We start from the raw sequence: 2131 nt of genomic DNA on the forward strand, positions 1-2131 counted from the left end.
TGTACCCCGGGGCTGCACTTGTTCCTGTAACTTCGCAACCCGAAACGATATAGTTATCGCCTCCTATATAGCCCAATTTCTCCATAGCTGCATAGGCGGCCTGCATAAATGCGAGTGAGTTAGTTGTAAGCGGAAAATCTTTCCTGTCTTGTAATGTTAATTTATCCATCTTTCTTATATATTTACCACAACATCAAATCTTTTGCCTGCCAGCTTATAATAATCAACAATACCTTTTAACCTGTACAGATCTGCCTCCGAAAATTGATATGGGATGTTTACAATAAAATCATAACTCCCCCCGTAATAAGCTGAATCATTATGTATTATTATACCCCATTCAACATCATCAGATATGATTAGAGCGTCCAAATCAGTGTCTCTATTAATTAATGTTACCACCTCACCTCCAGCGTCTGTTATGTATATCCTTCTATCAGAAGAATCAAAGGCATCATTTAAAGCCGATTCGATATAACATACCTGACTGTTGTGATTGAGTTTGTACAAGGTTTGTGTACGATAGCTAATAAAGTTATTATACACTTCAACAATTGGCGAAATAAGCGCTTTTAACCAAGCTACATTAAATATCGTTCGCAACTTGTTTGGAAGTAACCATATCACAACCGAATTAAAGTCGATATTAAACATTTGCTTTATAGTTAAGTGTTAAATCATCATCTGTAACGGTTAAATAACCTGCGTTAGGCACAACCTTTCCTTGTACTGCTTGCCAGTCGTTGTCGGCATATTTTGTTTCAACGCTAAGTATTTCTGGTATATCAATACCTGGCGCTTCCTGAAGTGAATCAACCAGACTGGCTGGAATAAATTCGCCGTTGAAGGGAAGCGTTCGAATAAATTTCCTTATCGTATCTTCAGCAGGTGATTGACTAGGGTCTGTAATCAGCGTTCCATCCGCATTTAGCACTTGCGGATCGTAATAGATATCCATCACAAGCCTTAGATTGTCACCGATAGAACTAACAACATTAATTACAACCCCTGCATCTTTTACAGCTGTTATATATGCTGTAAACGGTGTTAATTCATCAGGAGAACTTGTACTTAAAGCTTGTAATTCTCCATTTTCATTTTTTGCCACCTTCATGAAAAGCGTTCCGTTTTTACTTTCTACAGCAGCATGCGATATGATTTTGGCATCTTCATCTTCGTTTTCGTAGTAGTCTGTTTCAGTGACTAGCTCATAACCGTACTGAAATTGTTTTGCTTTTTCGGCATACCACGTCTCGTTATGTGTTTTTTGCGTTGCTAGCTTTGCATCTATTTCATCCGTGTGTTTATCAAATAACACCTCAAGCAAGTAGGAAGCAACTGCAAAAATATAAGAAAAAAGCCGCCATAACGCAGTTTTACTTTCACTTGTAAGTACTTCGCTTAACGCCTCATCACTTTGTACATTATCAATTATACCTTGCTGTATTTCTGTTATATTCCTTGCCATTTTTTAACTAATTGTAAAATCAACGCCTATTTTCCAATATCCAATTCCCTGAGGTTTTAGTGTTTCCGATTGTTCGACACTAAAGTCGGTTGCTATCTTTAAGCCCTTTCCGGCCAAAAACTCAACCACTAATTTGTTTAGCTTTTCGTTTCTTATATTTAAAACACTTCCAACAGGCAGATTCTCTGTTAAACCGATACTGTTATCAATTGTTAGCTTTTCGATTCCTTGTAGGGTTCCGTACTCTTGTATAGCAATGTCAAAAATATTTTGTCCTTGATGAACCGTTTGTGTGTTAGGTGCAATAGATGTATTTTTTCGAACTGTAACGGCAGGCAAATCATAGGTTACAGAGTCATCAACTTTAAGAACACTACCAGGACTTAAAATTGATGTTAATTCTATATTGTTATCCTTAGCTAATTGAGCGACACCCTGCATGTGTCCATACTCGCGTATGGCCACATCAAACAGGGTTTCACCCGACAGTATGCTTATGCTGTTCATTTTCGGCGTTTTTTGCCTGATCCTGATCGTTACCTTCTAAATTAATATTCACGTTACCGTCTTTTTAACCTTACCGTCAACGGAAACATTAATCTGATTTCCTGTATTTGCTTGTTTTTGCAAACGTATACCCTCCAACCAAACCAATTCCTATAC

The 2131-nt window shown here is 37.6% G+C and carries 3 protein-coding genes; all 3 read right to left on the reverse strand.

What is annotated here, in order from left to right; genetic code table 11:
- Positions 1–174: 174 nt before the first annotated feature.
- Genes CYTFE_RS0100040 through CYTFE_RS0100050 form a run of 3 tightly spaced genes read right to left on the reverse strand, consistent with a single transcriptional unit; the run spans position 175 to position 1975 of the window.
- Entirely contained in the window at positions 175–654 is a 480-nt protein-coding gene (locus CYTFE_RS0100040) for a hypothetical protein (RefSeq protein WP_027470133.1), read from the reverse strand.
- Positions 647–1468, reverse strand: coding sequence for a hypothetical protein (locus tag CYTFE_RS0100045; RefSeq protein ID WP_027470134.1), 822 nt, complete (start codon positions 1466–1468; stop codon positions 647–649). Before CYTFE_RS0100045 ends, CYTFE_RS0100040 begins: the two co-directional genes overlap by 8 nt.
- A 3-nt stretch (positions 1469–1471) precedes the next feature.
- Positions 1472–1975 (reverse strand): hypothetical protein, encoded by a 504-nt coding sequence (locus tag CYTFE_RS0100050; protein ID WP_027470135.1) that lies wholly within the window; start codon positions 1973–1975, stop codon positions 1472–1474.
- Positions 1976–2131: the final 156 nt, after the last annotated feature.

Origin of the sequence: Saccharicrinis fermentans DSM 9555 = JCM 21142, assembly GCF_000517085.1 — a bacterium.
Taxonomy (GTDB): domain Bacteria; phylum Bacteroidota; class Bacteroidia; order Bacteroidales; family Marinilabiliaceae; genus Saccharicrinis; species Saccharicrinis fermentans.